Here is a 5,841-nt window from a genome sequence, read left to right as displayed (position 1 = left end):
CGTATTCGCGCGGACTGATCGTAAACCCATCCACCGGATGGGAGGTTCCATTTACCGCATGTTCCGGACTTGGGTTCCCACCGGAAGACCCTTCACTTTTCGTGAACCCACGGGGGATGGGCCCGAAGCGCAGGGATGCTCCGATCTCGTCGATTTCCAGCTCCAGCACTGTGCGTCTTTCGCCTGTTTTGGTTTCGTAGCTGCGGGGCTTGATCCGGCCCTGGGCGATGACGCGGGTGCCTTTGGTGAGGGTTTCGGCGGCGTATTCGGCCGCTTCACGCCAGACGGAGGATCGCAGGAACAGGGTGTCCCCGTCCTTGTACTGGCCGGCCTGGCGGTCGAAGGTCCTGGGGGTGGAGGCGATGGTGAAGTTTGCGACCGCTGTGCCGGAGGGGGTGAAGCGCAGTTCGGGGTCGGCGGTGAGGTTGCCGGTGACGGTGATGCTGTTTTCGCCTGACATGGTTATGCGTCCTGTTCTCTGGTTTCGTTCGCGGCGGATCAGTCGGTGGTGTGGGTGAGGGCGTGAATGGCCCGTTGGATGCAGTCGGGGTTCAGGCCGGACCAGTGGAAGTCGTCGTCGATGACCACGATGGGCGCCTGGGAGTAGCCGAGTTCTTCGCTGACGTAGTCCAGTGCTGCCGGGGTTTCGGTGAGGTCCACGACGTGCGGCTCGATGCCGGCGTCCTGGAACTTCTCGATGGTCTTCCGGCAGGGGAAGCAGCCGGGCTTGGTGTACGTGGGAGTAGTCATGTTCAGTCCTGCGTTTCGTATCAGCTTTGGTGAGGTTCGTCTGGATGACTTGATACCTCTATTCTAGCGTTCATTCATCTGAATGACTAGGGGTTTTGCCGCGTATTCTAGGGGTTTTTATCCCCCCTACCTTGTCGGTTGGTCCGGGAGCCTGCGGCGGGGCAGGCATTTTTGTCACTTTCAGAAGTCGTCTGCACGGAATGTCCGAAGTCGACCGCACAAGCGAATTAGGGGCCGGAGAGTTTTGGCTCTGCGCGTCGGATGGCACGGTAGACGGTAGACCTGCCTACAGAGAACAGCTCGGCCAGCTCCCGCGTGCTGTACTCGTCCGAGGCGTGGAGCTTGTTGACGTGAGCTTCTTGCTTTGACTGTGAGTTTCGGCTGTTTGCCACGGTGCCGCCCCTTGGACTTTTCGACCTCATTCCTTCGCGTGTGCGGTTCCGGATCCCCAACTGACACCGCCTCCCGTGGACTGCTGTGTCGATTCATGCAGCGGACTCCTGAGAACGTACAGCGTTGTGCACACGACTTCTAAGCAAGAAGACCGATTGTGCACAGGACTCCTGACAATCCAATTTCAATAGTCCCCTGCACGAAGCCCGTCATTTCGCCTGACGGTGTGCAGTCGGCTTCTGAAAATGACAGCGGTTGTGACACTAGGGGTTTTGCCCAATTTTTGGTGCGTCCGGGAGCCCATGGTGAGTCAGGTATTTGCTGCGGTTGAGCCTGGTTGTGAACCCTTCCGGCGCCTGGTTTCGCGGTTGCTGTGCATGGTGGTCCCGCTCCCCCACCCCGTCGTCCCCAGCCGGATTTTTGCTTTGGGGTTTTCTGTTTGCCTGGTGCTTCCCGGGCGCGAACGTCCTACATTGGGGCTATGGACAGCGCGGAGCACACCCGGGATGCTGAACGTTACTGTCCCGGGGCTCCTGGTGGATGTCGTGTCCTTTCACCGCGAGGAGATCGAAGGCCACGAAGTGGCCCGGCTGCCCGCGCACCTCAACGAGCGGCGAGAAGCTGGTCCATGTAAGTGATTTCGGACTGTTGCGCGGTGACTATCGATTGCGCAAGGGATTCTACGGCCGGAATATCGGTGCGGGGCAGGATGGCTTCTGCCATGGTAACGCCTGCCTTGTGGTGCTCGATCATCAGTTCGAGATAGAGCCGTTCGGCGTCGGCCCCGTTGGCGGCTTTGAGTTTTGCCAGTTCTTCTGGTGTGGCCATGCCGGGCATCGCCGTATCAGTAGCTGCGCTCTCTTCCGCCGGTGTCCCGCTATGCGTGTTGTGGCCGGCACCCCCGATCCAGGCCATGGCCGGCTGCGCGCCTGCCTGCGGCAAGCCCCACAGCGAGAGCCAGCCGTACATCTGCCCCGCCTGCTGCTGCTGGGAACGGGCAATGTCGTAGGCCAGCTGATCGATGGCCGGATCCTCAGTGCGATCCCTGACAATCATGCTCATGTCCACGGCCTGCAGATGGTGGACCTGCATGTCGCGCGCGAAACCGGCCTCCGCGCTTCCCTCACCGGGGACGGCGGGCCGGGAAGTCAAGCTGCCCAGCGCGCAGCCCGCCACAACGGCCAACGCCAGGGCTGCGATGGCGGCAACAATCCGCAAAGAATAGCTCTTCACCCTCAGGCTGTCCGGCCCGGCGCGTCAACCCCGCCGGTGCAGGCAGCGCCAGGTTCAGGCGCATCCGGGGACTGCCAGTACTTGGAAACAAAGAGGCCGATCCGTTCGTCGTCCGGGGAATCGAGCCCGACCTGGGCTCCCCACGCCGACATCATGATCGGGGACTCTGTTCCTTCCAACGGCGAGAGAACCGAGTACGTGTCCGGGATCGCTTCATCCAGACTCTGGATATCCGCCTCCGAGACCTTGGTCGGGTCGTAAGGTCATCCAGACAGCGCCGTGTTCGAGCGCATGCACCGCGTTCTCGCCGGGCACGGGTTCGCTGTAGGTGCCGCAGTTGAGCCAGGCGGATGCATGGTCGCCGCCGACAGGCGGCGACTGCTCGTAAGCAACCGCCGTATCGACATGGTCGGCGCTCAGATCCTCGAACGTCTGCAGTCCGGCCACTTCGATGTTCTCCGCTGAGGGCGGCGGCGGGTCGTTGCTGAGTGCGACGGTGACCAGCGTTCCGACGACCGCCACGGCGGCGAGGCTGCCCACACCTGCCAGGATCCTGCGTCTACGGGACTGCCGGGCCTGCGCCGTCCTGACCGCTTCCAGCCGGGCAGCCCCTGTCCTGCCGTGCCTGTTTGGATGCTTTCCCGCTCGTCACGCAGCTGCCCCTTGCTTGTCCTTTATACGGCGGCCGTAGGGCCGTGGCTAAACGTCCAGCCCTGTTGTTTCTAGTGCTTACCTGAGCGGATTCTACAGGCCGGCTGGAAGCAGCCTGAGAACCAGTGCCCATTTCCGGCGGCGGGGAGGCGAAGACGGGACGCGCCCAGAAATGTGTAGACACCCCTAGTAATGAGTTTTCGGTGCGCCTAAACTTGTTCAAGACCATGCTTTCTCCCCTCCAGCAGTTGAGGTTCCGATGCCCGTTTCCCCCGTCCTGACCGGACCGCGCAGCAGGCCGCGCGTCCTGGCCAGGCTGCTGCTGCTTGGCCCAGCCTTCGTTGCGGCAATCGCCTACGTGGATCCGGGAAACGTCGCGGCCAACCTCACCGCCGGTGCGCAGTATGGCTTCCTGCTGGTGTGGGTGCTGGTCATGGCGAACGCCATGGCGGTTCTGGTCCAGTACCAGTCGGCGAAACTCGGTTTGGCTACCGGGATGAGCCTTCCCGAAATCCTGGGCAAACGGCTGCCGACCGCCCGCCGGCGGGCTTACTGGCTGCAGGCCGAAGCCGTGGCCGGGGCGACGGACATGGCCGAAGTCATCGGCGGCGCCGTGGCGCTGAACCTGTTGTTTGGCCTGCCGTTGCTGGCCGGCGGGGTGATTGTGGGGGCTGCTTCCATGGTCTTGCTCGCTGTCCAGTCGATGCGTGGGCAGCGTTCGTTTGAAAACATCATTATTGTCCTGCTGGCGGTCATCGCCGGCGGGTTCATGACCGGTCTGTTCGTCAACCCGCCTGATCCGGGCGAGGCGCTCAGCGGGCTGATACCCGGCTTCGATGGCACTGCCACCGTGTTGCTGGCGGCCAGTATGCTCGGCGCTACCGTGATGCCCCATGCGATTTACCTCCACTCGGCCCTGGCCCGGGACCGGCATGGCTACGCCGAAGACCCGAAACAGCGGCAGCGGCTGATCCGGGCGACACGGTGGGATGTCGTCGGCGCCCTGCTGGTTGCCGGCGCGGTGAATATTGCCATGCTTCTGCTGGCAGCTTCCAGCCTGCGCGGAACGGAAGGCACCGATACTATTGCCGGCGCGCATGCCGCGATTACCGACGCGCTGGGTCCGGTCGTCGGCGTCATCTTCGGGATCGGACTGCTGGCTTCGGGCCTGGCGTCAACGTCGGTTGGCTGTTACGCCGGCGCAACGATCATGGGCGGCCTGCTGCACGTACGCATTCCTTTGCTGCTGCGCAGATTCATTACCCTGATTCCCGCCCTGATCATCCTGGGGGCAGGGATCGAGCCGACGTGGGCACTGGTGCTGAGCCAGGTGCTGCTGAGTTTCGGCATACCGTTCGCGCTGATCCCGCTGATCCGTCTGACGGGGAACCGCGAGATCATGGGGATCCATGTCGATTCCATCCCGCTTCGGGTGGCCGGTATCGTCAGCGCCGTCCTGATCGTCGGGTTGAACTGCGTCCTGATCGTGCTCACGGTCTCCGGGCAGTAGCCTCTGGGCAACCGTTCCTTGTTGCGTCCGGTGCCAGCGCAGCTCCTGCTCACACATGGGGCGGACCAAGGGCTTCCGGCACACTCATAGCAAGGAAGGACGGTATCCAAAAGTTGGGTCTGGCTTTCGGCTGTGGACGGTGCGTACTCATGATTCGATGACGGTGAACTGGCCCATCATGCCGTGGTCAGCGTGCCGGATGAAGTGGCAGTGGTACATGTATGCCGTTGTCGGGTCGGTGTAGGGGCCGAACATGAGTGCGATGCGGGCGGAGGCCCGCACGGGCAGGAAGACCGTGTCCTTCCAGCCGGAGAACTCCGGTCCCGGTTCGGCGCCGTTGATGTCCAGAATCCGGAACTGCACGCCGTGAACATGGAAGTTGTGTGGCTGGCTGTCCGTGTTGCTGACATTCCAGATTTCCGTCGTCCCTGCGCCGACGGTCGCGTCGATCCGGGACATGTCCATCAGTTTTCCGTTGATGTACATGCCCTTGAGGATGAAGCTGCGTGTGGCGACCGAGGCTTCCAGGGCGGGCGGCTCAAGGGTGGCCAGGGTCAGGGGCAGCCCGGGTGCAGCAGCCAGTCTCGCGGCTGCCCTGAACTGCAGCAGGTCCAAGACGTCATTGCCGCCGGCTTCATTGTTGAATTTTTCGCTCATGCCCAGCTCCTGGGCGAACGATTGCAGGACGGGTTGTTCCCCGGGCTGGAACCGCACCACGATTTCGGCCCGTTCCCCGGGTGAGAGCAGCAGTCGTTCCACGGCAACGGGGGCCGGCAGCAGGCCGCCGTCGCTGCCGATGACGGTGAACTCCCGGTTATCGCTGAACCCGAAGTTGAACACGCGGGCCGTGGCCGCGTTCAGGAGCCGGAGGCGCACGGTCTCAGTGGTCACGGAAAAGTGCGGGTTGACGGTGCCGTTGATCAGCATGGTGTCGCCCAGCAGCCCCGTCTGCGCATCCGAGGTCGTCGTGAAGGTTCGGTCGTCCTCGAATGCGCGGTCCTGGACGATCAAGGGGATGTCGTCGACCCCGTATTCTCCGGGCAGGCCCTGGTCCGCTCCGTCGCTGTCGACGATGAACATGCCGGCCAATCCCCGGGTCATCTGTTCTTCGGTCTGCCCATGGACGTGGGGGTGGTACCAGAGGGTGGCCGCGGGTTGGTCCAGTGTCCATTCAGGGGTAACTATTCAGGTAGTGGTTGGAGTCCGAGTGGTGGGCAGCGGATTTGGCCGGTGGTGAAGCGGCCGGTGGGTTCGTCGAGTTGGATGACGGCGCTTTGACCGGCCCAGCCGGTAACGGTGCCGGT

Annotated in this window: 8 protein-coding genes; 1 reads left to right on the top strand and 7 read right to left on the bottom strand. The window is 63.0% G+C overall.

All coding sequences use genetic code 11. The annotated features are described in order from the left end of the window. From ssb to HGO92_RS24400, 6 genes are all read right to left on the bottom strand, one after another. The coding region (gene ssb, locus HGO92_RS22790) for a single-stranded DNA-binding protein (RefSeq protein WP_169998940.1) at positions 1 to 460 on the bottom strand (460 nt) is incomplete at its 3' end. Positions 461 to 498: 38 nt separating this feature from the next. Further along, complete coding sequence (locus HGO92_RS22785) at positions 499 to 750, bottom strand: glutaredoxin family protein (protein WP_169998937.1); 252 nt, start codon at positions 748 to 750, stop codon at positions 499 to 501. A 227-nt stretch (positions 751 to 977) separates the two neighbouring features. Further along, complete coding sequence (locus HGO92_RS22780) at positions 978 to 1,172, bottom strand: helix-turn-helix domain-containing protein (protein ID WP_169998935.1); 195 nt, start codon at positions 1,170 to 1,172, stop codon at positions 978 to 980. A gap of 574 nt (positions 1,173 to 1,746) precedes the next feature. After that, entirely contained in the window at positions 1,747 to 2,376 is a 630-nt protein-coding gene (locus tag HGO92_RS22775) for a DUF305 domain-containing protein (protein WP_169998933.1), read from the bottom strand. A gap of 2 nt (positions 2,377 to 2,378) precedes the next feature. Beyond that, positions 2,379 to 2,585, bottom strand: coding sequence for a DUF3105 domain-containing protein (locus HGO92_RS24405; RefSeq protein ID WP_264669863.1), 207 nt, complete (start codon positions 2,583 to 2,585; stop codon positions 2,379 to 2,381). Positions 2,586 to 2,589: 4 nt separating this feature from the next. After that, on the bottom strand, positions 2,590 to 2,898 hold the full coding sequence (locus HGO92_RS24400) for a DUF3105 domain-containing protein (protein WP_346769075.1): 309 nt from the start codon (positions 2,896 to 2,898) through the stop codon (positions 2,590 to 2,592). Between the two features lie 388 nt (positions 2,899 to 3,286). On the opposite strand from HGO92_RS24400, the gene HGO92_RS22765 reads away from it, so the two are divergent. Next, entirely contained in the window at positions 3,287 to 4,537 is a 1,251-nt protein-coding gene (locus tag HGO92_RS22765) for an Nramp family divalent metal transporter (RefSeq protein WP_169998931.1), read from the top strand. Between the two features lie 147 nt (positions 4,538 to 4,684). On the opposite strand, the gene HGO92_RS24615 is transcribed toward HGO92_RS22765, so the two are convergent. Next, on the bottom strand, positions 4,685 to 5,722 hold the full coding sequence (locus tag HGO92_RS24615; protein ID WP_346769076.1) for a multicopper oxidase family protein: 1,038 nt from the start codon (positions 5,720 to 5,722) through the stop codon (positions 4,685 to 4,687). Positions 5,723 to 5,841: the final 119 nt, after the last annotated feature.

Source organism: Crystallibacter degradans (assembly GCF_012952295.1).
GTDB lineage: Bacteria > Actinomycetota > Actinomycetes > Actinomycetales > Micrococcaceae > Crystallibacter > Crystallibacter degradans.
Note: the sequence above shows the minus strand (reverse complement) of the source record. Positions and strands in the feature narration are given on the sequence as shown.